The sequence below is a fragment of the Nocardioides sp. genome, from assembly GCF_036274455.1.
Classification (GTDB): Bacteria; Actinomycetota; Actinomycetes; order Propionibacteriales; family Nocardioidaceae; genus Nocardioides.
This window is the reverse complement of the sequence record NZ_DASUFR010000087.1, coordinates 25520-50038: the sequence shown is the minus strand read 5'-3', so window position 1 is coordinate 50038 and position 24519 is coordinate 25520. Positions and strand designations below refer to the sequence as shown.

Sequence of the window (24519 nt, the reverse complement as noted above, 5' to 3'; positions counted from 1 at the left end):
AGGAGTACGCCGCCCGGGTCGCGGCCGACGCCGAGGACGGCGTGATCGAGGGCAGCTGCGAGCCCTGACCCGCGTCAGCCCTGCCTTCCTCAGCCCAGGCCGGCCTCGCGGGCCAGCACGATCGCCTGCGCCCGGTGCGCGACGTGGAGCTTCATGAAGATGTTGCTGGCGTGGTTGCGGACGGTCTTGGTCGAGACACCGAGCTCTCGCGCGATCTCGGCGTTCTCCATCCCGGAGGCGATCAGGCCGAGCACCTCCCGCTCGCGATCGGTGAGCTCGGGGAACACCTCCGGCGCGGGTGCCGCCTCGGCCTGCCGGAAGTACGCCGCGACCCGCTCGGCGACCCTCGGCCCGAGGATGACCTCGCCGGAGCCCACGGCCTCGACCGCGCGCACGATCTCCGCCCGGCGGGCCCCCTTGAGCAGGTAGCCGCGGGCGCCGGCCCGGAGCGCCGCGAACACCGACTCGTCGTCCTCGAGCATGGTCACCACGACCACGCCGATGTGCGGCGAGGCCTCGACGATCCGCTGGGTGGCCTCGATGCCGTTCAGCCCCGGCATGTGCACGTCCATCAGCACCACGTCTGGCTGCAGGTCGAGTGACATGCGCACCGCGTCGGCACCGTCGCGGACCGAGCCGACCAGCTCCATGGTGTCGGTGGCGTTCACCAGTGCCTCCAGCCCGTGCCGGAAGTCGTCGTGGTCGTCGACCACGAGGATGCGGTGTCGCTCGCTCATCGGGTCTCCTCTCGATCGCCGGCCTGGTTGCTCGTCGGCAGCCGGGCCATCACCTCCGTGCCACCGCCCGGCGGCGATGCCACGGTGCAGCTCCCGCCCACCTCCTCGGCCCGCTCCCGCATCGAGCCGACCCCGACGCCCGACCCGGTCACCTCGCCGAGTCCGGCACCATCGTCGCGGACCGTGAGCTCGAGCGCATCCGGAAGCCGCCGCAGCCGCACGGTGACCTCGGTCCCGCCGCTGTGCCGGGTCGCGTTGTTCACGGCCTCGACCGCGATCCGGTACGCCGCCACCTCGACCGCCGCGGGCAGCGCTCCGACCTCGCCGGACACGACCGACCATCGGGGCGCACCCGAGCCGAGGGCCGCGGCGTGGTTGTGCTCGTCGGCGCGCTGGCGCAGCGCGGAGACCAGGCCGAGCTGGTCGAGCGCCGGAGGCCGCAGGCCGTCGACGAGCCGGCGGACCTCGACGATGTCCGCCTCCGTCTGGTCGACCAGCCGCTCCACGAGGTCCCGCGCGGCCGCAGGATCGCGGTCCACGAGCTCGCGCGCCACCTCGAGCCGCATCAGCGTGGTGGCGAGGGACGGCCCGAGGCCGTCGTGCAGGTCGCGGCGGAGCCGGCGGCGCTCCTCCTCCCGCGCGGCCACCAGCTCCTCCCGGCTGCGCTGGAGCTCGCGGCCGGTGTCCAGGGCCTGCACCAGCGCGCCGACCTGCGTCCCGACGTCCTCGAGCAGCCGCCGGTCGCGCGGGCCGAACGGCGCGCGCCGAGGATCCACCTCCATCTCGAGGCGTCCCACCAGGGTGCCGCCGACGTCGAGGTCCACCGTCGTGGAGATCCCCCGCCGCTCGCCCCGCGCCACGTCGATGCCACCGGCAGACTCGATCCGCGCGTAGGCGAGGTTGAGCCGGCGGATGAGGGTGCTCAGCACCTGGTCGAGGAGCTGCTCGGCACCCGTCGCCGGCTCGAGGTGGCGCAGCTCGGAGACCACGCGGTAGGGGAAGGCCCGGTCGCCGTAGAGCAGCCGGGCGGCCGCCCGGCGCAGCAGCAGCACGGCCGGCAGGAGGGCCAGTGCGACGATCCCGCCGGTCACCATCGAGCGGACCGAGGTCCCCGCGGCGAGGTTGACCGCGTTGGCGGCGACGAGGAAGACCGCGCCGACGAGCGAGACCAGCACCAGCTGCAGCAGCGATCGACGCAGCGTGTCGTCGAGCTCGGCGATCCGGTAGCCGACGACGGCGGCGACCCAGCAGGCGAGCACGACCGGGACGAGCACGACGAGCAGGACCTCGCGCTCGACAAGGGGGCTGCCCCGGAGGGCCAGCGGCACGAGGTCGAGGACCAGGATCACGACGAGCGCGGTGAGCAGCGCGGACATGACCAGGCGGAGCGCGACGTGCTGGTCGATCGACCGGGCGCGCCGGCCGCCGCTCGCGATGGCCAGGACCGTGAGGGTCGCCGCCACTGCGACCGCGGGCAGGGTCAGGTCCAGCGCGGCCTGCGACCGTACGGGCTCCGGCTGCCTGGCGGCGTAGGCCACCAGCCAGCACGCCCAGGCGGCGAACGGAACGGCGAGCAGCAGCCAACCGCGGCCGCCCACCAGCAGGTCCGGTGGCTGCGGGAAGGCCCAGGCCGCGACGAGCAGCGCGCCGAGGCCGACGCCCACCGCGGCCTCGCCGACCAGGTGCGGCCAGAGCGTCCCCCCGCCGGCGGCCTCGTAGGCCTGCACCCCGAGGGGTTGTGCGGTCAGGGCGATCCCGGCCGCGGCACCACCGAGGAGGGTCGCCCCCGCGGCCACCGGTTGCGCCCGGCGTACGACGAGGAAGGTGCCGGCCACCAGCAGGGCGAGCGGCGCCACGAGCAGGTGGGGGTCGTCAAGCAGCGCGTCGATGACGGCGTAGCGGGTGATCGGCACCTCCACCTGCTGGCGCACGTCCAGCTCGGCGCCCTCGCGCAGGACCAGGTAGCGCAGCACGTCGCCCTCCGACGCGTCGGCCAGCCGGGCCTCGCTCACCAGCCTCGGCATCTCCGTGTCCTCGATGGCCAGGATCCGGTCACCGGTGTGCAGCGGCGTGCCGCCGTGGGTCTCCAGGACGAGCAGCGAATCCTCCCAGCGACCCTCGCCCAGGACGGCGCCCGGCCGGGTGACGACGGTGCCGTCCGACGGGGTGAGCGACGCCCAGAGTGCGAGCCAGACCAGCGGCCCGACCCAGGCCGCCGTCACGAGGGCCCAGCGGCCGGTGCGGCTCATCCTGCGCTCATGGTGACGCCCAGACGCCTTGACGTACACCGTTGCGGCCCCGACGGTCCAGAACGGTCCGGCTGGGTCGCTAGGTTCGTACCATGAACGTCGGGGGCGAGGAGACGGTCGGCATCGTCGGCGGCGGGATCCTCGGCCTGGCCGTGGGGCGCGAGCTGCTGCGCCGGCGGCCGGGGACCCGCGTCGTGGTCTTCGAGAAGGAGGACCGGGTCGCGGTCCACCAGACCGGCCACAACTCCGGAGTCGTGCACGCCGGCCTCTACTACAAGCCAGGCAGCCTCAAGGCCCAGCTGTGCGCCCGGGGCCGGGTGATGGTCCGGGACTACTGCGCCGAGCACCAGCTGCCCTATGAGCAGTGCGGCAAGCTCGTCGTCGCCGTCGACGAGTCCGAGCTGGGCAGGTTCGACGCGCTCGAGAGGACGGCCACCGCGAACGCCGTGCCGGGGCTGCGCCGGGTCGACGCCTCCGAGATCCGGGAGATCGAGCCGCACGCGACCGGCCTGGTCGCCCTGCACTCGCCCGAGACGGCCATCACCGACTTCGGTGCCATCGCCAGGACCATCGCCGAGGAGATCGAGGCCGCCGGCGGCGAGGTCCGGCTGTCGACCGCGGTCGCCGGGATCGAGCGCACCGGCGGACGGGTCGTGGTGACCACGGCCCGCGGCCCGGAGACCGTCGACCGGGTGGTGGTCTGCGCCGGGCTCCAGTCGGACCGGCTGGCCGGCGGCGACCGGAAGGCCGGCCCGCGGATCGTGCCGTTCCGCGGGGAGTACATGACGGTCACCGCCGCCAAGCGCGACTACGTGCGCGGCATGGTCTACCCCGTCCCCGACCCGCGCTACCCCTTCCTCGGCGTCCACTACACGCGCCGGGTCGGCGGGGAGCTGGAGGTGGGCCCGAACGCCGTCCTCGCCCTGGAGCGCGAGGGCTACCGGCGCTCGGCCATGAGGGCCCGGGACGTGCGCGACATCCTCAGCTGGCCCGGCTTCTGGCGGATGGCCCGCCAGCACTGGCGCACCGGGGTGATCGAGGTCCGCGGAACCCTCTCCAAGCGCGCCTACATGAGGTTCGCGCAGCGCTACGTGCCCGACATCGGCCTGGCCGACGTGGTGCGCGCCAGGTCGGGCGTCCGCGCCCAGGCGGTGGAGCGTGACGGCTCGCTCGTCGACGACTTCCGGATCACCCACAGCGACGGGGTGACCAACGTCCGCAACGCTCCCTCGCCGGCCGCGACCTCCTCGTTCGCGATCGCCGGGTACGTCGTGGACGAGGTCGAGCGGGCGGGCTGACTCGTCGTCGTCAGGCCGGCTCGCGCAAGGGCCTGTAGTTGGACATGAAGATGTGGCGCCCGAACCCGGCCAGCAGCGGGTTGCGAACGACGGGCGGCATCGAGCGCGCCCGGTCCCGGCGGTGCGTCTGGTTCCGCACCCAGGTGGTCCTGGGAGCGCGCCGCTGCTGGAACAGCGTGATGCCCGAGGCGACGTCAGGTGCGGTGGTCAGGCTCTCGGTGAGCACGATCGCGTCCTCCAACGCCATCGCCGCCCCCTCGGCCATGTTGGGTGAGGTTGCGTGCGCTGCGTCGCCGACGAGCAGCACGCTGCCACGCGACCACGTGGGGAGGTCGACCTCCTCGATGATGCCTTCCTGGATCGTGGTGCCTGGGGACTCCTCGAGGAGGTCGAGCAGATCCGGCACCGGCGCGGCGTACCCGGCCAGCAGCTCGCGCAAGGGGATCGCGGCCGAGTCCGCCGGCCCGTCGCAGTAGCAGTACAGACGCCCGCCGGCGATGGGGATGGTCAGGAACGATGCGCCTCGGCCGAGGAGGACCGACCAGGTCCGGTCGAGCCCGGCCGGCTCCGCGGCGACCACGAAGCGGCGCGCGTGCTGACCCACAGGGCGCGGGTCGGGGGCGGCGTCGAACGCCAGCCGCCGCACGGTCGAGTGGACCCCGTCGGCACCGAGGACGAGGTCGTAGTCGCCGGCCGAGCCGTCATCGAGGCCGACCGCGACGCGCTGGCCGTCGATGGTCACGTCGTCGGGGCGCGTCCCCCACGTCACCGGCACCTCGCCAACGCCGGCCAACAGCGCGGCGTGCAGCTCTGCGCGAGGAAGGGCCAGGCAGGCACCGACCCCGCTCCAGACCTGCTCCACCTCGACCTCGAACAGGCGCCGTCCCCGGTGGTCGGAGAACCTCTGTCGCTCGATCCGGTGCGCCCGCTCTGTGACCTCGGCCTCGAGGCCGAGCTCGCGCAGCGCACGCACGGCGTTGCCGGGCAGGTAGAGTCCCGCGCCTTCCGCGGTCGGGTGGTCAGAGCGCTCGACGACCCGCACGCTCGCCCCGGCACCGTGCAGGGTTCGCGCCGCCGCCAGCCCGGCCACGCCGGCACCGACGACGAGGACTCGGAGTCCCGCGACGTGCATCAGCGCGGGTCGATGTTCTGGTTGATCCGGAACAGGTTGTGCGGGTCGTAGCGCCGCTTGAGCTCCACCAGCCGTGGGTAGTTCGCGCCGTACGCCGCGCGCACCTGCTCCTGCCCCTCGTCCATCATCATGTTGACGTAGGCGCCGCCCGCCGAGGACGGGTGCAGCTCCTCCCAGTAGCGCCGGGCCCAGTCGGTGATCGTCGCCAGGTTCGCCGGGTCCGCGTCGATGCCGGCGATGACCCCGTTCCAGCCACCGCGACGGAACGCGAACGCCGTGGCGTCCTCGGGCACTCGGGCCGCCGCGCCACTGATCGGGTAGAGGTGCATCGTCGAGAGTGGTGTCGGGATGCTCTCGGCGTACTTCCGGTGCACGGCGATGGCGACGTCGGTGATCTCCTCGTAGATGTCGGCCTTCCAGTACCACTGCAGGCCGGTCGGCAGCAGGCCGTCGAACGCGCACTGGAGGGTGGCGTAGGGCATCGGCTGCAGGCCCACCAGGAGCGGGGAGCCGAACTCGCGCACGGGGGCCAGCACCTTGTCAGCACCCTCGTGCGGGCCCGAGTAGCACCAGACGATCGCGCAGGCCTTCCGAGCCCAGAGCTCCTCCGGGAAGGGCGCCGCCGACGGGATCTCCAGCACGCCGATCCACCCGTTGAGCTCGTCCGGCAGCTCCGGGACCAGGTCCCGGTACCACCTGAACACCTCCTCGGTGTCCGCGACGTCGTAGAGAACGGGCCCGCCGATGATGGTGCCGCCGTCACCGACGGGATGGCACCGGAAGGTGAAGGACGTGGCGACCCCGAAGTTCCCGCCCCCGCCGCGCAGCGCCCAGAACAGGTCCGAGTGGCTGCCTCCGCTGGCGGTCACGAAGGTCCCGTCGGACAGGACCAGGTCGACCGAGAGCAGGTTGTCGACGGTCAGCCCGAAGTGCCGGGTGAGATAGCCGGTGCCACCGCCGAGGGTCAGCCCCGCGACTCCGGTCGTGGACACGAAGCCGGACGGCGTTGCCATCCCGAACGCACCGGTCGCGTGGTCGACGTCGCCCCACGTGCAGCCGGCATCCACCCGGACCGTCCCTCGCAGCGGATCGACGTTGGTCGACCGCAGCTCGGCGAAGTCGATGACCAGGGCGTCGTCCCAGACACCGAACCCGGCGCCGTGGTGCCCGCCGCCCCGCACCGCGAGCGGAATCGCGTGGTCACGCCCGAAGTCGACGCACGCGATCACGTCGGCGACGTCGGCGACGCGTACGACAGCCCACGGGTGGCGGTCGACGGCGCCGTTGTAGACCGACCTCGCGTTGTCGTAGTCCTCGTCGGTCCGGTCGAGGACCCGGCCGCGCACCAGTCCGCGCAGCGCCTCGACCTCGGTTCCCGGCTCGGTGTCAATGGCGGTCATGTCCTTCTCCTTCTACGGGTCCCACGCCCTGTGCGAGGATTCGGGTTCGACGCTAGGGAGCGCGCGGCGCGGTGCGGAACGCCCAGTTGACCGGTCGTCTTGCCCGTTCGTCCGCGAGGACGCCAGATCTTGGCCTTACGTCCGGCCGCGTTGCCCCGGAGTCCGGAGGTGCAGGCCGTGGACGTGCTGTCCGACGTGCTGCTCGCCGTGCGCCTCACCGGTGCGGTGTTCTACGACATCGAGGCCCGGTCGCCCTTCGTGGCCCAGAGCCCTCCGACCGACGTGATCGCGGCCAAGGTCGCCGCGGACGCCGAGCACCTCATCGCCTTCCACGTGCTGACGGCAGGCTCCTGCTGGGTCGAGGCCGTCGACGACCCCGAACCGCCGGTGCTGATGCAGGCGGGCGAGATCGTCATCTTCCCCGGCGGGGAGGGCAACATACTCGCCTCGGCGCCCGGGATGCGTGGGCAACCGGACCTGCCGCGCTACTACCGTCCGGTCGACGAGACCCTGCCGTTCGTCATCGACATCAACGGCGACAGCGAGGCCGACGGGTGCCGGATCGTCTGCGGCTACCTCGCCTGCGACAAGCGTCCGTTCAACCCGCTGCTGGAGTCGTTGCCCCGGATGGTGCACGCCCCGGTGTCCGCCCGGAGCTGGGGCTGGATGACCGGCCTCCTCGACGCGGCCATCGCAGCCAGTGACGTGCGTGATGCCGGACAGGAGGCGATGCTCGCCAAGCTGTCCGAGCTCATGTTCGTGGAGGCGCTCCGGGCACATCTCGACGGGCTCCCGCCGGACGCACGCAGCTGGGTGGCGGGGCTGCGCGATCCAGAGATCGGAGCGGCTCTGCGGCTCGTGCACGGCCGGTTCGCCGAGCCGTGGACCCTCGAGCGGCTGGCCCACGAGGTGGGAATGTCCCGTTCCTCCTTCGCCGATCGGTTCTCGGCCTACGTGGGCCTGCCGCCGATGACCTACCTGGCCAGGTGGCGACTCCAGGTCGCCGCCGGCCTTCTCCAGGGCGGGACCATGAGCGTCTCGCAGGTGGCGCTGAGAGTCGGTTACCAGTCCGAGTCCGCGTTCAACCGGGCCTTCAAGCGACAGGTCGGCCGGTCTCCCGGCACGTGGCGGCGGCTGGACCGCGCCGACCCCAAGCCGGTGGGATGAGCCCATGGACCCCTTGGCCGGCTCGGTGCTGCGGCCGCTCTGGCTCGACAACCCCGCGCGGCCCGAGCCCCGGCCGGCCCTGACCGGCGCGGAGGAGACCGACCTGCTCGTCGTGGGCGGCGGCTTCACCGGGCTGTGGACCGCGCTGCGCGCGGTGGAGCGGGAGCCCGGCCGTCGCGTCCTGCTGGTCGAGGCCGACCGGATCGCGGAGCACGCCACGGGCCGCAACGGCGGCTTCTGTGAGGCGAGCCTGACCCACGGCGAGGCCAACGGGCGGGCCAGGTGGCCGGAGGAGTACGCCGAGCTCGAGCGGCTCGGGCTGCGCAACCTCGAGGAGATCGAGCAGTCGCTGGGGAAGTACGGCATCGACTGCGGCTGGGCGCGCGGCGGACAGCTGACCGTGGCCACCCGCCCGCACGAGGTCGAGTGGCTGGAGCCGGACCGGCCCGGCTTCCTCGACGCCGCGGCGGTCCGCCGGCTGGTGGACTCCCCGACCTACCTCGCCGGCCGGCTCGACGCCGACGAGGCGGCGATGGTCGACCCCGTGCGGCTGGCCTGGGGGCTGGCCGCCGCGGCGGAGCGGCTCGGCGTACGCATCGCCGAGGGGACCCGGCTGCAGTCGCTCACCAAGGCAGCGAGCGGACTCGGGGCGACGACCACGGGCGGAGCAGTGCGTGCCCGGCAGGTGGTGCTCGCCACCAACGTCTTCCCCGGGCCGCTGCGCCGGAACCGCTGGCGGGTGGTGCCGGTCTACGACTACGTGCTGGCCACCGAGCCCCTGGCCGAGGGCCAGGTCGCGGAGCTCGGCTGGGACCCGGGCATCGGCGTGGCCGACTCCGGCAACCGGTTCCACTACTACCGGCTGACCCCGGACCGGCGGATCCTCTGGGGCGGCTACGACGCGATCTACCACTTCGGCCGGTCGATCGCGCCGGCCCACGACGACCGCGCGGAGACGTTCCGGACGCTGGCCCGCAACTTCGCCGAGACCTTCCCGCAGCTGGACGGCATCCGCTTCACCCACCGCTGGTCCGGGGTGATCGACACCTGCACCCGCTTCTGCGCCTTCTACGGGACGGCGTACGCCGGCCGCGCGGCCTACGCCGCGGGCTTCACCGGCCTCGGTGTCGGGGCCTCCCGGTTCGCCGCCGAGGTGATGCTCGACCTGCTGGACGGGCGGGAGACCGAGCGCACCCGGCTGAGGATGGTGCGGGAGAAGCCGGTGCCGTTCCCGCCCGAGCCGTTCGCCTGGGCCGGGATCGCGATCACCACGAGGTCGCTGTCCCGCCACGACCGGACCGGCAAGCGGAACCTCTGGCTGCGCGGCCTCGACCGGCTCGGGCTCGGGTTCGACTCGTGAGTGACCTCCCCGGGCGAGCGGCCGTCGTCGTAGTCGGCGGCGGCGTGATCGGGCTGAGCACCGCCTACCACCTCGCCGCCTCCGGCGTCCGCGACGTGGTGCTGGTCGAGAGGGACGAGCTCGGGTCCGGATCGACCAGCAAGGCGGCCGGCGGGGTGCGGGCGCAGTTCTCCGACGCGGTCAACGTGGAGCTCGGTCTGCGCAGCCTGCGGACCTTGGAGACGTTCCGCGACGACTTCGGGCAGGAGATCGACCTGCACCAGGTCGGGTACCTCTTCCTGCTCGATGACCCGGGCGACGTGGCGAGGTTCGAGCGGGACGTCGCGCTGCAGAACGGGCTCGGCGTCCCGAGCCGGATGGTCGACGTCGCCGAGGCGAAGACGCTCTCGCCGCTGGTCGAGACCGACGGGCTGCTCGCGGCGGCGTACTCGCCGACCGACGGGCACTGCACTCCCGAGTCGGTGGTGCTGGGGTACGCCACCGCGGCGCGCCGCCACGGCGCCACGGTCCTGAGGCACACCGAGGTCGTCGGCATCGAGCACGACGGCGACACGATCACCGGCGTGCTGACGTCCGCGGGTCGGATCGAGACGGGCGCCGTGGTCTGCGCAGCCGGCCCGTGGTCGCGGGCGGTCGGCGCCATGGTGGACGTCGACCTGCCGGTGACCCCGGAGCGCCGCGACATCCTCGTCACCGAGCCGATCCCGGGCCTGGACCCGCGGACGCCGTTCACGATCGACTTCACGACCAGCTTCTACTTCCACGCCGAAGGTGCCGGACTGCTGATGGGGATGTCGGACCCGGACCTCATCCCCGCCGCGGTCGAGCGGCGTACCCCCTCGCTCCGCGGGGTCGGCGTCGCCTCCGGCTGGTCCGGCCTCTACGAGAACACCCCCGACCACAACGCGCTGATCGGCGAGGCCGTGGGGATGGAGCGGTTCCTCTACGCCACCGGCTTCTCCGGCCACGGCTTCCTGATGGGCCCCGCGGTCGGCGAGGTCGTGCGGGACCTCTACCTCGGGCGCCGGCCGGTCGTGGACGTCAGTGCGCTCGACGTAGGCCGCTTCGAGGGCCGCGGGGCGCGCCCCGAGCTCAACATCGTGTAGGACAGATCGTGTAGGACTGGGGCGTGCCGATCCCCACGCGCGACGAACTCACCACCCTCGCCGGAGCCGCGCTCGCGCGGGTCGGGGCCGAGCCGCCGAGCGGCGACCACGAGCAGACCTCGCCGGTCAACGGAGAGCCGCTGAGCGCACTGCCCCACGCCGACGCGGCGGCCGTCGACGACGCGGTGCAGCGGGCCGGCGACGCGTTCCGCGAGTGGCGCAAGGTCCCCGCGCCCGCCCGGGGTGCGCTGGTGAAGCGGTGGGGCGAGCTCCTCGCCGAGCACAAGGACGACCTCGCGACGCTGGTCAGCCTCGAGGTCGGGAAGATCACCTCCGAGGCGCGTGGCGAGATCCAGGAGATGGTCGACATCTGCGACTTCGCCGTCGGGCTGTCCCGCCAGCTCTACGGCCGGACCATGCCCTCCGAACGTCCCGGCCACCGCCTGATGGAGACCTGGCACCCGCTCGGCGTGGTCGGCGTGATCAGCGCGTTCAACTTCCCGGCCGCGGTCTGGTCCTGGAACACCGCCGTCGCCCTGGTCTGTGGCGACCCGGTGGTCTGGAAGCCGTCCGAGCTCACCCCGCTCACCTCTCTGGCCTGCGCCGCCACCCTCCAGCAGGCGATCGCGGACGTCGGGGCGCCGGCCGCCGTCTCCCAGGTGCTCCTCGGCGGTGCCGACGCGGGCCGGGCGCTGGTCGAGCACCCCGGCGTGGCGCTGCTCAGCGCCACCGGCTCGACCCGGATGGGACGGGCCGTGGGGCCGCGGGTCTCGGAGCGTTTCGGCCGCACCCTGCTCGAGCTGGGTGGCAACAACGCCGCCGTGGTGAGCGGCAGTGCCGACCTCGACCTCAGCGTGCGCGGCATCGTGTTCGCGGCCGCGGGCACCGCGGGCCAGCGCTGCACCACGATGCGCCGGGTGATCGCGCACCGGTCGGTGGTCGACGAGCTCACCGACCGACTCGCCTCGGCCTACGAGCGGCTCCCGATCGGCAACCCGATGGCCGACGGCACCCTGGTCGGGCCGTTGATCCACGGCAGGGCCTACGACGGCATGCAGGCGGCCATCGGCCGCGCGAGCGAGGAGGGCGGCAAGGTCGTCGCCGGCGGCGCTCGCGTGCTGGAGGACCAGGCACCGAGTGCCTACTACGTGCAGCCGGCCATCGTGCGCATCGAGGCGCAGTCGCCGGTGGTGCAGCAGGAGACCTTCGCGCCGCTGCTCTACGTGCTGCCCTACGACGACTTCGAGGAGGCCATCGCCCTCAACAACGCCGTCCCGCACGGGCTGTCGTCGAGCGTGTTCACCGAGGACCAGGCCGAGGCCGAGCTGTTCTTGTCACCCGAGGGCTCGGACTGCGGGATCGTCAACGTCAACATCGGCACCTCGGGCGCGGAGATCGGCGGCGCCTTCGGCGGCGAGAAGGAGACCGGTGGCGGCCGCGAGTCGGGCTCCGACGCGTGGCGCGCCTACATGCGGCGGGCCACCAACACCGTGAACTTCTCCGGTGAGCTGCCGCTCGCGCAGGGGGTCGACTTCACCGTCTGAGCCACGGGGTGCACCGGCTCACCGGCGCAGGAGCTGGTGGGCCGCGTCGAGGATCTCGCCCTCTCCGAGGAGCACCGTGTCCGCGGCAGGGCCGAGCGGGACGAAGGAGTCGGCGCTGGTGAGCCGGGCGACCGGGGCGGGGAAGCCGGCGTCGGCCAGGGCGGCCACGATCCCCTCGGAGACACCGCCGCTGGCCCGGGTCTCGTCGACCACCAGCACCGCCGCGGCACCGTGCGCCGCCTGCAGCAACCCCTCGACGGGCAGCGGTGCCACCCACGCGAGGTCCAGCACGGTGCACGCGAACCCCTCGGCGCGCAGCGCCGTCGCGACCCGCAGGCTCATGTACACCCCGTTGCCGAAGGTCACGATCAGCAGGTCGTGCCCGTTGCCGCTCACCACCACGTCGCCGAGCGAGGTGCGGGAGGAGGCGTCGTACGGCGCCAGCCAGCCGCCGTCGCCCTCGAAGACGTCCCGCGTGTGGTAGCGCGCGATCGGCTCGACGAACACGCAGACGCGGCCCTCGTCGCGAGCCAGGTCGAGGCAGCAGCGCAGCAGGGCTGGAGCGGTCTGCGGGTGGCTGGCGACCGCCACCACGAGGCCGGGGACGTCACGGAGCACGGTCAGTGAGTTGTCGTTGTGGAAGTGACCGCCGAAGCCCTTCTGGTAGGCCAGCCCGGGGACCCGCACCACCATGCCGTTGGCGTACTGCCCGGCCGAGAAGAAGCCGAGCGATGCCGCCTCGCCGCGCAGCTGGTCCTCGGCGTTGTGGAGGTAGGCGAGGTACTGGATCTCCGGCACGGGCAGGAAGCCGGCCAGCGCGGCACCGAGCGCGGTGCCCAGGACGGTCTGCTCGTCGAGCAGCGTGTCGAAGACCCGGGCCGCTCCGAACCGACCAGGCAGCCCGCGGGTCACGCCGTAGACACCGCCCTTGGCCGCCACGTCCTCGCCGAAGACGAGCACCGCGTCGTCGGTCTCGAGCTCGTCGGCCAGCGTCGCGTTGATCGCCTGGGCCAGCGTCACCGGTGCTCCGGGCTCGGTGGCGGGTGGCGGAGGACGCCGCGGTGGCCTCCTGCGCAGGGCCAGCGGAGCCATGACCTCCTCGCGGGTCTCGAGGCGGCGCTCGGCGCTCACCTCGCTCGCGACCCTGCGGACCGTCCGGCGCAGCTCCTCGTAGCGCTCCAGCACCTGCGCTGGGGTCCAGTGGTCGCCCTCGACGAGGGCGCGCGCGGTGGCCAGGAGCGGGTCGCGGGCGTGGTCGGCCGAGATCGCCGCCGCGGAGCGGTAGGCGATCTCGACATCGGAGCCGGCGTGGCCCATGAACCGGACGGTGCGGAGGTGCAGCACGGCCGGGCCGCGGCTGCCGCGGACCAGGGCCAGCGCCTCCTCGGCCGTGGACAGGAGCTCTGCGGGGTCGTGGCCGTGGGCGTGGTGGTAGGGCAGCCCCCGGCTCCGGAGGGCCGCCGCCACCCAGCCCCGCGGCGTGCGGGTGCTGATGCCGATGCCGTTGTCCTCGCAGACGAAGAGCACCGGACAGCTGCGGTGCACGTGGGTGAGGTACGCCGCCGCGTTGAGCGCCCCCGTCGCCGTCGAGTGGTTGACCGACGCGTCCCCGAAGCTGCACAGCACCACCGCGTCGTCCGGCCACGGAGTCTCCCGGTCCAGCTGCCGGGCCAGCCCGAGTGCGAACCCCAGCCCGACCGCGCGCGGCAGGTGCGAGGCGATGGTCGAGGTCTGCGGGACGACGTGCAGCTTGTGGTGGCCGAAGACCTTGTGCCGGCCGCCCGAGATCGGGTCCGACGCCGAGGCGGTCAGGCTGCGGAGCGTCTCCCGGACCGGGTCGACGGTCCCGTCGAGGTTGGCCCGAGCCGCGAAGAAGCCGCCCGAGCGGTAGTGGAGCAGCGCCGGGTCAGTGGTCCGCGAGAGCAGCCCGAGGGCCGCGTTGGACTCGTGGCCGGCCGACCCGATCGTGTAGAAGCCGGCGCCCTGCTGTTGCAGGTAGCGCGCCGCGAAGTCGAGGTGCCGGCTCTCGGCCTGCGCGGTGAACAGTGCCTCGAGCTGCGCGCGCGGTGGCCCGGCGGCGGCTCGCTCGGGCGCCGCCATCACCTCGACCGCCATCGCCTCGACCGCTTGCACGAAGTGCTCGTCGATCGCCTCCACGCTCCGAGCGTGGCACAGCCGGACGCGCCGTGGGGACCCGCTTCAGCCGGTGCTGCCGTCCGCGCCCAGCACGGCCTCCCGGAGCCGGGCGCACGCCTCCTTGACGTCCTCGACCGTGGTCTGCCAGCTGGTGACGAGCCGCACGGTCGACGGCCCCATCCGGTAGAACTGCAGGCCGGCCTCGGCCGCCACATCGATCGCCGGCGCCGGCAGCTCGACGAAGGCCATGTTGACGTCCACGCGCTCCTCGAGCCGCACGCCGTACGGCGAGAGTGACTGCAGCTCGGCGACCAGCTCGGCCATCCGCTCGTTGGCGTGGCCGGCCAGGCGCAGCCACAGGCCGTCGGTCAGGTACGCCGTGAGCTGGGCCGACTGGAACCGCATCTTGCTGGTGACGTGGCCTGCCCGCTTGGTGCGGTAGACGAGCTCGTCGGCGATCCGGTCGTCGAAGGCCACGATCGCCTCGGCGCTCAGCGCGCCGTTCTTGGTGGCGCCCAGCGACAGCACGTCGACCCCGGCCCGCCAGGTGACGTCGGCCGGCGCGCAGCCCAGGGCGGCCACGGCGTTCGCGATCCGCGCACCGTCGAGGTGGGCCCGCAGGCCGAACTCCCGCGCGATCGAGACGAGCTCACCGACCTGCTCGGGGAGGTAGACCGTCCCGTAGTCGCTGGGCAGGGTGAGCGAGAGCACGCTCGGCTGGCTCTCGTGCGGGTCGCCCCACCTGACCTGCTCGAGCGTGGCCCGCAGCCGGGCCGGCTCGACCAGCGCGTGCGCACCGTCGACGCCTCGCATCACGACCCCGCCCCCGAACAAGGACGTGGCCCCACCCTCCGAGCCGATGATGTGCGCCGTCGGGTGGCACAGGACCGCGCCCCACGGGGGCGTGGCCGCCGACAGGGCGAGGGAGTTCGCAGCCGTCCCGCTGGTCACCGGGAAGACCCGGGCGGTCGGGTGCTCGAAGACGGTGCGGACGACCTCTTGGAGGTGTGCGGTCAGGTCGTCTCCGCCGTAGGCCAGGGCCGAACCGGTGTTGGCCGCCTCAACGGCGGCCAGGATCTCCGGTGCGACGCCGGCCGCGTTGTCGCTGCGCAGCTCGATCACGCGCCAACTCTGCTCTCTCAGCGGTCGAAGTCGTCGTCGTCCTCGCCGACGACGGTGACCTGCTCGAGGACGTCGGCCTCGTCGGCCTCGTCGGGGAGCTTGGTCGGGAGCGGCGGCGGCTCGTCGTCGTCGGTGTCGATGGCGGGACGCTGCTGGTCGGCGACGTCGGCCTCGTCGGCATCGTCGAAGGGGGACGAGCTCATGTCCCCATGGTGCCTGAGGCCCAGGACGTGGTCGAGACCGGGACCCCGCGGCGCTGGGCGTCTTGGAACGCCTCGGTCAGCGCCTCCCGGCCCCGGCGCCGGCCGGCCCGGTGCTCGCCGCCCTTCTCCACGGCGATCGTGAGCGTCGAGCCGCCGTCGGACGGGACCGCGGACACCGCCAGCCGGGTCCGCTTGACGTCGATGTCGGTGGCCGCGGCGATCCCGAGGAGCACCCACTTGTCGACCCACGAGGCCCGGAAGCCGGAGCCGGTCCGGTCCTTGACCTTGTAGCCGCGCGCGACGAGCGCATCGGCCACGAGCGAGAGCGCGTCGCTCACCGGCAGCCCGACGGACGCGGTCATCCGCGGCGTGAACGACTTCGCCCCGAGCCAGTCCGGGACCTCGATCGGCACGCTGGTCACGGGAGCTCCGCGCGCAGCGCCTCGACCTCGGCGGCCAGGTCGTCGGGCAGTTCGTCGGGCAGCGTCATCGCCTCGAGCCGCGCCCGCGACCGCTCCCGCAGCCGGACGGCGGCCGGCGACTCGTCCGCACCGCCGAACACGTCTGCCACGGTGGTCCGGCCGGCGTCGATCCGCGCCTGGACCTCCTGCCAGTCCCGGCCCAGGTCGCCCCGGCGCGCCGCGGGCGCACGCCGCGCCTCGAGGGCGGCGTGGTCGCGGGCCACCCGCTCGGCGTCCCGCCGGGTCGCGGCGATGACCGCTTCGACCCGCCGGATCAGCTCCTCCTCGCGCGAGCTCATGCCGCGGCGCTACCGGCCGCGCCCTGGGCGAGGTCCTCGATGATGCGGTACTTGCCCAGGACCGAGGTCTTGGCCTCCGCGAAGTCCTGGATCGCCGACGAGATCGTCTCGATGAGCGTGTTGACCCGGCGTACCCACGTGATGATGTCCTGGATGTCGCTGTAGGCGGTGAACGCGCCGATCGCCCAGCCGATCAGCGGTGTCGCCGCCTCGGCGGCCATCTTGAGCAGCTTGTCTGCGATCAGCTTGAGCAGGCTGCCGATCCCGACGCAGGCCAGCTTGGTGACCGTGGAGAGCGTCTTGACCAGGTCGCCCGCGTAGGAGTACGCCGCGCTCAGGCCGTAGGTCGCGGCCGCGATCGTGGTCATCGCCGCGCGGAAGGAGTCACCCGACAGCCCCTGCCAGGTCTGCGGCGTCGACGCCACCAGTCCGGCGTGGTTGCGGGTGATCGCCTGTGCGGCGTCGCCCGCGTGGTGCCAGGCCTCGGAGCACGTGAAGATCCCCTGCCAGTCGCCCGCGAACGGGTGGAACACGCACCGGTCGAGGATCGAGAAGCCGACGAACTTCTCCGCGACCCAGTCGATGCTGCCCAGAAGCGCGCCGGCGCTCCAGCGCAGGTCGGACACCGGGTTGTCGGGCGCCTGCGGGGCGACCAGGAACGACGAGGCGTCGACGAGCTCGGTCACCTGGCTGGTCGGGGTCAGCCCGTCGATCAGCCCCTTGACGTCGCCCACGCCACCGCTGATCGCCTGCACGGTCGCCTCACCCTTCTGCCAGAAGAACGACTCCACGTCGCCGTAGTCGCTCGGCGCGCTCTCGCCGGCGGCCGGCAGCGTCGGGCCGTGGGTGAGCTCGGGGTAGCTGTCGTCGGCGCCGTCCGGGCCGAGCCGGCCCAGCAGCTTGGTGAAGGCGTCCCCGACGTGGCCGTCCTGGTCGGCTACGTCGACCTGGGTGTCGCCCACCGCGCCGGCCATGGCCTGCTCGAGCTCGGCGAGCACCGAGGCCGCGTCGCTGCCGACCTGCACGGCCAGCCTGGACAGCGGGTCGAACATCGACAGCAGCAGACCGGTCGAGTCACCGATGTCCGCGTGCGCGGGGAGGTAGGACGCGATGTGGTGCGCGTGCCCCTCCTGGCGCTCGAGCACCTGCTGGGAGAGGGACAACGTGTCGTACCTGATCACCATCTGGTCGCCCATGACCTCCAGCCTCGCCCGATCGGCCGGGGTCCAAACGTCCGGTGGCTACTCCTGCTCCTGCCCCTGCAGGGCGGCGTAGCGAACCGCGATCTCCGCGCCCACCCTGGCGTTCTCGCGGACCAGGGCGATGTTGGCGGTCAGGCTGCGGCCGTCGGTGAGCTCGACGATGCGGCCGAGGAGGAACGGCGTCGCGTCCCGGCCGGAGATGCCGCGGGCGTCGAGGTCGGCCAGCGCCTGCGCGATCACCGGGTCCATCTCGGCGGCCGGGATCTCGTCGGCCTCGGGGATCGGGTGGGCGACCACCAGGCCGCTGGTGAGCCCCAGCCACCAGGCGGCGCGCATCGCCCGCGCGACCTCGTCCGGGCCGTCGACGCGCAGCGGGGCCGGGAAGCCGCTGCCGCGCGAGTAGAACGACGGGAACACGTCGCTGCCGTCGACCAGTACCGGCACCCCGAGCGTCTCCAGGCTCTCCAACGTCAGGCCGATGTCGAGGATGCTCTTGACCCCGGCGCACACGACGCAGACCGGCGTCCGGGACAGCTCGGTGAGGTCGGCGCTGATGTCGAACGAGGTCTCCGCGCCGCGGTGCACCCCACCGAGGCCACCGGTGACGAACACGCGGATCCCGGCCAGGTTCGCCAGGTGCATGGTGGCCGCGACCGTCGTGGCCCCGTGGCCGCCCCGCGCGATGATCGTGGGCAGGTCGCGCACGCTCGCCTTCACCACGGTGGGGTCGCTGGCGAGCAGCTCGAGGTCGTCGGCCGAGAGCCCGGCCTTGGGTACGCCGCCCAGCACCGCGATCGTCGCCGGCACCGCACCGTGCTCGCGGATGATGCCCTCGACCTCGGTCGCCATCGCGACGTTCTGCGGGTAGGGCATCCCATGGCTGATGATCGTGCTCTCCAGGGCGACCACCGGCCGTCCCGCGTCCACCGCCTCCGCGACCTCGTCGGTCCACTCGATCACGGCGTCATCATCGCGTGCAGGTCGGGCCGGACGGTGTGCGGGCTCGCCACGGTCAGCGCCGCGGCCTCGTGGCCGGCGCGTGCGGCCGTCTCGAGGTCGTCGCCGGCGAGTACCCGGTGGCAGAACGCCGCGAGCATCGCGTCGCCGGCGCCGGTCACGTCGACCGGGTCGACGTGCGGCGCCTCGAGCTCGACGAGGTCCGCGGCCGTGCTCAGCGTGGAGCCGGCCGCACCCCGGCGCACCCACACCACCTCGACGCCGCGGCGGTGCAGCCCGGCGACCGAGCCCAGCGCGGCCAGCTCGTCCTCGTTGGGCGTGATCGCGAAGACCGGGCGCTCGGTGCGCAGCAGCGGTGCGATCCGCCGGGACTTGGCCACGCTCACCGGGTCGATGACGACGCGGACGCCGGCCGAGGCGCTCAGCGCGAGCACCGCGTCGACGGTGGTGGCGGGGATGTTGCCGTCGACGACGACGAGGGTGGCGGACCGGATCAGGTCGTGGTCGAGCACCTCAGGGCCCAGGGCTTCCGTGGAGGCCATGTCCGAGACGCCGACCGAGAGGTCGCCGTGCACGTCCAGGACCGCGACGTACCGCCCGGTCTGCCCGCCGCGCAGCACCGGGGCGACGTCGACGCCGGCCGTCGCGGTCCACTCCAGCAGCCAGTCGCCGTCGGGGTCGTTGCCGACGGTCGAGACCAGCGCGACCACGCGGCCGAGGCGGGCGAGGTTCTCGGCGACGTTGCGGCCCACTCCGCCGGGGGTGCGGACGACCGAGCCGGGGTTGCTCGTCCCCGCGACCAGCGGTGCGGCGACCCTGGCCTTCATGTCGACGTTGGCGCCGCCGACCACGACTACCTCCGGGGTCACGCACCGAGGTTAGTGACCCGCTGTCGGGAAGGCTCTGTGGCCCAGGCCGTGTCGGTCAGGCCCGCGCCATCCGCTCCTGCACCACGTCGTGCCACGGGCTCCAGAGGAACCACGTGGGGATCTCCCGGACCAGGCGGGGCGGGCCGGCGACCTCGATCCGACCGTCCCGGACCGCGTCGCGCCAGGTCGTCCTGCCGTTGAACAGGTAGCTGAACTCCGCCGTCGTGGCCCGCAGGTGGATGTCGACCTCGAAGCCGGGGTGCTGCATGCAGACCGAGGCCTCGCCGTGCTCGAGCACTATCCAGATCGACATCGGGTCGGGCGCAGTGAACGCGAACTCGAGCACCACCCGCGGGTCCGGGAACCGGTGCGGGTCGGTGCGGCGGTGCATCCACCACATCAGCGTCTGCGGGTCGACCTCCTGCGGGTAGAGGTCCTCGAAGAGCCACTCGATGGCCCAGCGGCCGAAGGCGTCGATGACCCGCTCGAGGTCGCGCCCGGCCGGTGTCAGCCGGTACTCGTAGCCCTTGCCGGCCAAGGACGGCCAGCGTTCGACGCAGCCGCGCCTCTCGAGGTGGCGCAGCCGCTGGGTCAGCAGGGTGCGGGAGATGCCGGGCAGCCCGCGGGCGATGTCGTTGAACCGGGTGTTCCCGAGCACCAGCTCGCGCACGATCATCGGCGTCCAGCGGTCCGCCAACACCTCGGTGGTGAGTGCGACGGGGCAGAACCGTCCGTAGTCCGGCACCACGTCATCGTGGCATCCGGTGCGCCGGTCCGGTAGTCCAGAATCTGTACCACCGAGGTCCAGAAGCTGCACTGGGCACGGTTCGTTGCGCCCTGCACGCTTCCGGGCATGACAACTCTCCAGCAGCCCCAGACCCGTCCCCTCGACCCCAGCGTCTCCCTCGACGAGCGCGTCGCCCAAGTGGCACCGGTGCTCGCCCGACATGCGGGCCCGCACGACGTCGAGGGCACGTTCGTGTCCGAGTCGCTCGACGCCCTGCACGACGCCGGCCTGCTCGCCGCGGCCGTGCCGGTCGAGCTCGGCGGCCTCGGTGCCGGTCCCCGGCAGCTCGCCGAGCTCCAGCGCCGGCTGGCCCACCACTGCGGCTCGACCGCACTGGCGAGCTCGATGCACCAGCACGTCGTCTGCTTCACCGCGTGGCGCCACCGGCGCGGGATGCCGGGTGCCGAGGCGACCCTGCGCCGGGTGGCCGAGGAGGGGATCCTCCTGGTCTCCACCGGTGGGGGCGACTGGACCCACCCGCAGGGTGAGGCCGTGCGCGTCGAGGGCGGCTTCCGGGTCAGTGCCCGCAAGCGGTTCGCCAGCCAGTCGAGCGTCGGCACCGTGATGTCGACGATGTTCGCCTACGACGACCCCGAGCAGGGGCGACGCGTCCTCAACCTCGCCGTGCCGTTCGCGTCGGAGGGCGTCAAGGTGCTCGACAACTGGGACACCCTCGGCATGCGCGGCACCGCGAGCAACGACATCGTCTTCGAGGACGTGTTCGTCCCCGACGAGCGGGTCCTGGCCAATCGGCCGTACGGCGTCATCGACCCGCCCCTCCAGGTGATCGGCAGCATCGCCTTCCCGATCATCTCCGGGGCCTACCTCGGCGTGGCCGAGGCGGCGTTCACCGCGGCCGTCGAGTCGGTGCGGCACCGCTCGGGCAACCCGACCGTCCGGCGGCAGGTGGGGCTGATGAAGCACCGGCTGCAGGTGGCGCGGTGGGCGCTCGACGGAGCCCTGGACCTGGTCGGCGACGACCCGGCACCCTCCATCGACACGCTCACCTCGGTGATGCTGGCCAAGCGCGAGATCGCTCTCGCCGGCATCGAGGTCTGCGACATCGCGATGGAGGTGACCGGTGGCGCGTCGTTCTTCCGCGGCTCGGTGGTCGAGCGGTGCTACCGCGACATCCGGGCGGCGAAGTTCCACCCGACCACGCCCGAGGAGACGCTCCTCCTCGCGGCCCAGCAGGTGCTCGCCGCCGAGGAGTGACCCGCCGATCACCGACCCGGGCCGCCGGGGGCTGAGGAGGTCGTCCCTACCCTGAGCAGGTGCCGTCCACCGAGCCCGAGGTCCTCGAGGTCGGGCTGCCCGCGGTCCGGCTGTCGTGCCTGGCCTGGGGCCCGGCCGACGGGCCGCTGGTGGTGGCGCTGCACGGGTTCCCGGACACCGCCCGGACCTGGCGGCACCTCGGTCCCCACCTCGCCGAGCGGGGCCACCGGGTGGTCGCGCCGTACCTGCGTGGCTACGCGCCCAGCGGCCTGGCTCGCGACGGCTACCACGTCGGTGCGCTGATGGCCGACGCCGTGGGGCTGCACTCCGAGCTCGGTGGGGACGCTCGGACCGTGCTCGTCGGGCACGACTGGGGCGCGATCACCGCGAACGCGCTCGGCGCGCACCCGGACTCGCCGTACCGCCGGGTCGTGGCGCTCGCCGTCCCGCCGCTGGGAGCGGTCCGGGGCGCGAGCCTGCGGCTGGCGCCGCGCCAGCTGCGGATGAGCTGGTACACGGTCTTCAACCAGCTCCCGCTGCTGCCGGAGCGCACCGTCGACCGCTGGCTGCCGAGGCTGTGGCGGGACTGGTCGCCCGGCTACGACGCCGCCGAGGACGTCGCGATGGTCCGCGCGGCCTGGCCCACCCGCGACCACGTCGCCGCGGCGGTCGGCTACTACCGCGCGATCCGCGCACCGTGGCGGGTGCCGCCGTCCTACCGGGCCTGGGCCAGGACGCTCGGCGCGGTCCCGACGGTGCCGCTGCTGGTCCTCCACGGGGCCGACGACGGCGCCATGCAGCCGGGGTACGCCGAGCACGCGGCCCGGAACCTGCCCGGCACGGCCCGGCTCGAGATGGTGGCCGGCGCGGGCCACTTCCTGCACCTCGAGCGGCCGGACGTCGTGAACCGGCTGGTCGCCGAGTTCGTCACCGAGTCCGCCACCGAGTCCGCCCCCGAGGCGTAGCCCCGTGTCGGGTGCGGGCCGGGTCGCGGTGCTCGTCGAGGGTGAGAGCGACCGCGCCGCGGTCCTCGCGCTGGCGGCCCGTCGCGCGGCACCGCTCGACGGGGTCGAGGTGGTGGCGATGGGCGGGATCACCAATGTGGCGCGCTACGTCGCCGAGCTGGGACCGGCCGGGCGGGGGCTCAGCCTGGCCGGGCTGTACGACGCCGGGGAGGAGCGGTACGTCCGGGACGCGCTGGAGCGGGGCGGCCTCCGGCCGGGGACGGACCTGGCCGGGCTCGGGTTCCACGGCTGCGAGAAGGACCTCGAGGACGAGCTGATCCGGGCGCTCGGCGTGGCGCGGGTGCTGGCCGTGGTCGAGGCGGAGGGCGACCTCGGACCGTTCCGGGGGCTCCAGCAGCAGCCTGCCCAGCGCGACCGGCCCACCGGGGACCAGCTGCACCGGTTCCTCGGGTCCGGGTCGGGGCGCAAGCTCCGCTATGCACGGCTGCTGGTCGAGGCCCTCCGCGACGACGAGGTGCCGGCACCCCTGGCACGGGTGCTCGCCGACGCACTCGGGTGACCCCGAGGGCGACGGCCCCCGAACGCAGCCACCCCCCACCGGGGCTGCGGCGTACATGGGGATGGGAGCCGTCGCCGGCCGAGAGTGACTCTCGGTCGGTCGAGTCTAGGACGACGCCGAACCGGCAGCCATACCACTGTTGGGGTACTTCGACCCCCGCACCACGAGCCCACCGGACTCGTCGTCGGAGCTCACCGAGACCTCCATCCCGGCGTCCCGGAAGGCCGCGGTCGTCGCGTCGAGCTGGGTGCGTCCGGTCTCCACCAGGGCGTGGCCGCCGGGTCGCAGCCAGGCCGGCGCGGCCGCGATCACGCGGCGTTGCACCACGAGTCCGTCCGCGCCGCCGTCGAGAGCGACCCGGTGCTCGTGGTCGCGGGCCTCCCGCGGCATCAGGGCCACGGCGTCGGTGGGGACGTACGGCGCGTTGGCCGCGATCACCGCCACCCGTCCGCGCAGCCCCGGCGGCAGCGGCTCGTAGAGGTCGCCCTCGAGCACGCGGTCCGGGGGCAGGTTGCGCCGGGCGCAGGCCACCGCTGCCGGGTCGACGTCGACGGCGTAGAGCTCGGCGCCCGGGACCCGCGCGAGCACCGCGGCCGCGATCGCCCCGGTCCCGCAGCCCAGGTCCAGCACGACGTCACCCGGCGCCACCAGCGCCGAGGCTTCCCGCGCCAGGAGGGCCGTGCGCTGTCTGGGGACGAACACGCCCGGCGCCACCGCCAGCCGCAGCCCGCAGAACTCCGCCCACCCCACGAGCTGCTCGAGCGGCTCGCCGGCCTCCCGGCGTACGACGAGTCCCTCGAGCTGGTCCGGCGTGGTGGCCGCCTCGGCCAGCAGCGCGGCCTCGTCCTCGGCGAAGACGCAGCCCGCGGCTCGCAGCCGGCGCACGAGGCGGTCGAGCTCGGCGGCCGCGAGGTCCATACTCCGAATCATGACCCTCGACCTCGACGCCCAGGACCGCGCCGGCCACGGGGAGCTCCGCGTCCGGGCGGTGGTCAAGCGGGTCCGCGCCCTCCACGGCGGCGAGACCGTGGCGGACTCGACCAGTGCCCGGCTGGTCTGCGAGCCACGCCGGGTCGTTGCGTCGTACGCCGTCCCGGAGTCGGACGTGCGCGCCGAGCTCGTGCCCCATGACGGCGAGCCGGGCGGCTCGGACCGGCCGGTGCTCGACCCGAGGGTGCCGTTCACGGTGCACACCGCGCCCGGCGAAGCCCTGTCGGTGCGACTCGGCGACGGCACCCTGGCAGAAGGTGCGGCGTTCCGGCTGACCGACCCCGAGGTGGCGGGGCTGATCGTGCTCGACTTCGGCGCGTTCGACTGGCTCGACGAGGACGAGCCGCTGGTCAGCCACCCCCGCGACCCCTGCCACCGCATCGACGTCTGCCGCAGCAGCCGGACGGTCCGGATCGAGCGGGACGGCGGGCTCCTGGCCGAGAGCAGCCGCGCGATGTGGCTCTTCGAGGGCACCTTCGGGTGGGTCCGCCACTACCTCCCGCGCGAGGACGTGGCGGTGCCGCTCGTGATCGACGACTCGCGACCCACCTTCTGCGCCTACAAGGGACGGGCGACCTACTGGTCGGTGCCGGGCGACGACCCCGTCCTCCACCGGATCGCGTGGAGCTACGAGGAGCCGCTGCACGACGCCGAGCAGGTCCGCGGGCTGGTCTGCTTCTTCACCGAGCGGCTCGACCTCTCCATCGACGGGACGCCGGTCCCTCGGATGTGGACGCCCTGGGCCGAGCCGGACTGATCCG

General features: G+C 73.5%; 23 protein-coding genes. 9 read left to right on the top strand and 14 right to left on the bottom strand.

Annotated elements, in window-relative coordinates:
- Nucleotides 1–89: 89 nt before the first annotated feature.
- Nucleotides 90–737: a response regulator transcription factor gene (locus VFV89_RS08820; RefSeq protein ID WP_329705556.1), complete on the bottom strand. Its 648-nt coding sequence runs from the start codon at nucleotides 735–737 to the stop codon at nucleotides 90–92.
- On the bottom strand, nucleotides 734–2986 hold the full coding sequence (locus tag VFV89_RS08815; RefSeq protein WP_329705555.1) for a sensor histidine kinase: 2253 nt from the start codon (nucleotides 2984–2986) through the stop codon (nucleotides 734–736). The genes VFV89_RS08820 and VFV89_RS08815 overlap by 4 nt, the downstream gene beginning before the upstream one ends.
- A gap of 92 nt (nucleotides 2987–3078) precedes the next feature.
- On the opposite strand from VFV89_RS08815, the gene lhgO reads away from it, so the two are divergent.
- Nucleotides 3079–4284: an L-2-hydroxyglutarate oxidase gene (gene lhgO, locus VFV89_RS08810; protein ID WP_329705554.1), complete on the top strand. Its 1206-nt coding sequence runs from the start codon at nucleotides 3079–3081 to the stop codon at nucleotides 4282–4284.
- A gap of 10 nt (nucleotides 4285–4294) precedes the next feature.
- Here lhgO and VFV89_RS08805 read toward each other — a convergent pair whose 3' ends face one another.
- Together VFV89_RS08805 and VFV89_RS08800 are read right to left on the bottom strand one after the other, a co-directional pair.
- On the bottom strand, nucleotides 4295–5416 hold the full coding sequence (locus VFV89_RS08805) for an FAD-dependent monooxygenase (RefSeq protein ID WP_329705553.1): 1122 nt from the start codon (nucleotides 5414–5416) through the stop codon (nucleotides 4295–4297).
- Complete coding sequence (locus tag VFV89_RS08800) at nucleotides 5416–6816, bottom strand: FAD-binding oxidoreductase (protein WP_329705552.1); 1401 nt, start codon at nucleotides 6814–6816, stop codon at nucleotides 5416–5418. The genes VFV89_RS08805 and VFV89_RS08800 overlap by 1 nt, the downstream gene beginning before the upstream one ends.
- 177 nt (nucleotides 6817–6993) lie before the next feature.
- Here VFV89_RS08800 and VFV89_RS08795 point away from each other — a divergent pair, with 177 nt between their 5' ends.
- The 4 genes from VFV89_RS08795 to VFV89_RS08780 are packed head-to-tail and all read left to right on the top strand — an operon-like array spanning nucleotide 6994 to nucleotide 11993.
- Nucleotides 6994–7983 (top strand): AraC family transcriptional regulator, encoded by a 990-nt coding sequence (locus VFV89_RS08795; RefSeq protein ID WP_329705551.1) that lies wholly within the window; start codon nucleotides 6994–6996, stop codon nucleotides 7981–7983.
- A 4-nt stretch (nucleotides 7984–7987) separates the two neighbouring features.
- Nucleotides 7988–9343 carry an FAD-dependent oxidoreductase gene (locus tag VFV89_RS08790; protein WP_329705550.1) on the top strand — a complete coding sequence of 452 codons (1356 nt, stop codon included), beginning with the start codon at nucleotides 7988–7990 and terminating at the stop codon, nucleotides 9341–9343.
- On the top strand, nucleotides 9340–10449 hold the full coding sequence (locus VFV89_RS08785; protein WP_329705549.1) for an FAD-binding oxidoreductase: 1110 nt from the start codon (nucleotides 9340–9342) through the stop codon (nucleotides 10447–10449). Before VFV89_RS08790 ends, VFV89_RS08785 begins: the two co-directional genes overlap by 4 nt.
- Nucleotides 10450–10472: 23 nt before the next feature.
- The gene (locus tag VFV89_RS08780) at nucleotides 10473–11993 is read left to right on the top strand and encodes an aldehyde dehydrogenase family protein (RefSeq protein ID WP_329705548.1); all 1521 of its coding nucleotides are present in this window, start codon (nucleotides 10473–10475) and stop codon (nucleotides 11991–11993) included.
- An 18-nt stretch (nucleotides 11994–12011) separates the two neighbouring features.
- Here VFV89_RS08780 and VFV89_RS08775 read toward each other — a convergent pair whose 3' ends face one another.
- From VFV89_RS08775 to VFV89_RS08735, 9 genes are read right to left on the bottom strand one after another with little or no spacing between them, the layout of a single operon-like run.
- On the bottom strand, nucleotides 12012–14150 hold the full coding sequence (locus VFV89_RS08775; RefSeq protein WP_329705547.1) for a thiamine pyrophosphate-dependent enzyme: 2139 nt from the start codon (nucleotides 14148–14150) through the stop codon (nucleotides 12012–12014).
- Between the two features lie 42 nt (nucleotides 14151–14192).
- Nucleotides 14193–15251 carry a threonine aldolase family protein gene (locus VFV89_RS08770; protein ID WP_329705546.1) on the bottom strand — a complete coding sequence of 353 codons (1059 nt, stop codon included), beginning with the start codon at nucleotides 15249–15251 and terminating at the stop codon, nucleotides 14193–14195.
- A 17-nt stretch (nucleotides 15252–15268) separates the two neighbouring features.
- Entirely contained in the window at nucleotides 15269–15454 is a 186-nt protein-coding gene (locus VFV89_RS08765) for a hypothetical protein (protein WP_329705545.1), read from the bottom strand.
- Complete coding sequence (locus tag VFV89_RS08760; protein WP_329705544.1) at nucleotides 15451–15876, bottom strand: hypothetical protein; 426 nt, start codon at nucleotides 15874–15876, stop codon at nucleotides 15451–15453. Before VFV89_RS08760 ends, VFV89_RS08765 begins: the two co-directional genes overlap by 4 nt.
- Complete coding sequence (locus VFV89_RS08755) at nucleotides 15873–16214, bottom strand: hypothetical protein (RefSeq protein WP_329705543.1); 342 nt, start codon at nucleotides 16212–16214, stop codon at nucleotides 15873–15875. Before VFV89_RS08755 ends, VFV89_RS08760 begins: the two co-directional genes overlap by 4 nt.
- Entirely contained in the window at nucleotides 16211–17410 is a 1200-nt protein-coding gene (locus tag VFV89_RS08750) for a hypothetical protein (RefSeq protein WP_329705542.1), read from the bottom strand. The genes VFV89_RS08755 and VFV89_RS08750 overlap by 4 nt, the downstream gene beginning before the upstream one ends.
- Before the next feature lie 45 nt (nucleotides 17411–17455).
- On the bottom strand, nucleotides 17456–18376 hold the full coding sequence (locus VFV89_RS08745) for a pseudouridine-5'-phosphate glycosidase (RefSeq protein WP_329705541.1): 921 nt from the start codon (nucleotides 18374–18376) through the stop codon (nucleotides 17456–17458).
- Nucleotides 18373–19242 carry a carbohydrate kinase family protein gene (locus VFV89_RS08740; protein WP_329705540.1) on the bottom strand — a complete coding sequence of 290 codons (870 nt, stop codon included), beginning with the start codon at nucleotides 19240–19242 and terminating at the stop codon, nucleotides 18373–18375. Before VFV89_RS08740 ends, VFV89_RS08745 begins: the two co-directional genes overlap by 4 nt.
- A 55-nt stretch (nucleotides 19243–19297) precedes the next feature.
- A complete protein-coding gene (locus VFV89_RS08735; protein ID WP_329705539.1) occupies nucleotides 19298–19987 on the bottom strand; it encodes a helix-turn-helix domain-containing protein in 690 nt (229 codons plus the stop codon).
- Between the two features lie 108 nt (nucleotides 19988–20095).
- On the opposite strand from VFV89_RS08735, the gene VFV89_RS08730 reads away from it, so the two are divergent.
- Genes VFV89_RS08730 through VFV89_RS08720 form a run of 3 tightly spaced genes read left to right on the top strand, consistent with a single transcriptional unit; the run spans nucleotide 20096 to nucleotide 22768 of the window.
- Nucleotides 20096–21244, top strand: coding sequence for an acyl-CoA dehydrogenase family protein (locus tag VFV89_RS08730; protein ID WP_329705538.1), 1149 nt, complete (start codon nucleotides 20096–20098; stop codon nucleotides 21242–21244).
- 59 nt (nucleotides 21245–21303) lie between these two features.
- A complete protein-coding gene (locus VFV89_RS08725; protein ID WP_329705537.1) occupies nucleotides 21304–22209 on the top strand; it encodes an alpha/beta fold hydrolase in 906 nt (301 codons plus the stop codon).
- A 4-nt stretch (nucleotides 22210–22213) separates the two neighbouring features.
- Nucleotides 22214–22768, top strand: coding sequence for a TOPRIM nucleotidyl transferase/hydrolase domain-containing protein (locus VFV89_RS08720; RefSeq protein WP_329705536.1), 555 nt, complete (start codon nucleotides 22214–22216; stop codon nucleotides 22766–22768).
- 105 nt (nucleotides 22769–22873) lie between these two features.
- On the opposite strand, the gene VFV89_RS08715 is transcribed toward VFV89_RS08720, so the two are convergent.
- On the bottom strand, nucleotides 22874–23686 hold the full coding sequence (locus VFV89_RS08715) for a putative protein N(5)-glutamine methyltransferase (RefSeq protein WP_329705535.1): 813 nt from the start codon (nucleotides 23684–23686) through the stop codon (nucleotides 22874–22876).
- A gap of 10 nt (nucleotides 23687–23696) precedes the next feature.
- On the opposite strand from VFV89_RS08715, the gene VFV89_RS08710 reads away from it, so the two are divergent.
- Nucleotides 23697–24515: a DUF427 domain-containing protein gene (locus VFV89_RS08710; protein WP_329705534.1), complete on the top strand. Its 819-nt coding sequence runs from the start codon at nucleotides 23697–23699 to the stop codon at nucleotides 24513–24515.
- Nucleotides 24516–24519 lie beyond the last annotated feature (4 nt).

Excerpts from the sequence above, each read along its gene's own strand:
- VFV89_RS08765 (WP_329705545.1), bottom strand. The coding sequence starts at position 15,454 with ATGAGCTCGTCCCCCTTCGACGATGCCGACGAGGCCGACGTCGCCGAC.
- VFV89_RS08715 (WP_329705535.1), bottom strand. The coding sequence starts at position 23,686 with ATGGACCTCGCGGCCGCCGAGCTCGACCGCCTCGTGCGCCGGCTGCGA.
- VFV89_RS08755 (WP_329705543.1), bottom strand. The coding sequence starts at position 16,214 with ATGAGCTCGCGCGAGGAGGAGCTGATCCGGCGGGTCGAAGCGGTCATC.
- VFV89_RS08800 (WP_329705552.1), bottom strand. The coding sequence starts at position 6,816 with ATGACCGCCATTGACACCGAGCCGGGAACCGAGGTCGAGGCGCTGCGC.
- VFV89_RS08790 (WP_329705550.1), top strand. The coding sequence starts at position 7,988 with ATGGACCCCTTGGCCGGCTCGGTGCTGCGGCCGCTCTGGCTCGACAAC.
- VFV89_RS08730 (WP_329705538.1), top strand. The coding sequence starts at position 20,096 with ATGACAACTCTCCAGCAGCCCCAGACCCGTCCCCTCGACCCCAGCGTC.
- VFV89_RS08750 (WP_329705542.1), bottom strand. The coding sequence starts at position 17,410 with ATGGGCGACCAGATGGTGATCAGGTACGACACGTTGTCCCTCTCCCAG.
- VFV89_RS08820 (WP_329705556.1), bottom strand. The coding sequence starts at position 737 with ATGAGCGAGCGACACCGCATCCTCGTGGTCGACGACCACGACGACTTC.
- VFV89_RS08805 (WP_329705553.1), bottom strand. The coding sequence starts at position 5,416 with ATGCACGTCGCGGGACTCCGAGTCCTCGTCGTCGGTGCCGGCGTGGCC.
- VFV89_RS08815 (WP_329705555.1), bottom strand. The coding sequence starts at position 2,986 with ATGAGCCGCACCGGCCGCTGGGCCCTCGTGACGGCGGCCTGGGTCGGG.
- VFV89_RS08710 (WP_329705534.1), top strand. The coding sequence starts at position 23,697 with ATGACCCTCGACCTCGACGCCCAGGACCGCGCCGGCCACGGGGAGCTC.
- lhgO (WP_329705554.1), top strand. The coding sequence starts at position 3,079 with ATGAACGTCGGGGGCGAGGAGACGGTCGGCATCGTCGGCGGCGGGATC.